1 protein-coding gene is annotated in these 337 nt (G+C 70.0%); it reads right to left on the reverse strand.

Annotated features, from left to right (window positions below; translation table 11 throughout):
- On the reverse strand, window positions 1-337 hold a 337-nt coding region (locus tag ACLBXP_RS25395; RefSeq protein WP_447670607.1), incomplete at both ends, for an Ig-like domain-containing protein.

The raw sequence follows: 337 nt of genomic DNA on the forward strand, positions 1-337 counted from the left end.
GTTGGGGGTCGGGTCGAGGCCGACGCCGCCGTTCGCCATGCCGCCGTTGTCGCGCACCTGGAACGTCAGCGTCGCGTAGCTCGCGCCGTTGGCGTTGTGGGCCGGCTGGTAGCTCAGCCTGGCGATGTCCGCGGCGAGGATCTCCTGCCCGGCGGCGACGGCGGTGCTGCCGAGGCTCAGGGTGCCCGCGGTCGGCAGCGTGGTGATGAGCACCGACTTGAGCGTGTTGGCGGGCGAGTCCTTCGGATCGCTGAAGCCGAAATCGGCCGCCGTGAAGGCGAGCTTGGTGTCCTCGTTGAAGGTCAGCGTCATGTTGGCGCCGGCCGGCGCATCGTTC

Source organism: Methylobacterium sp. A54F, from assembly GCF_053346035.1.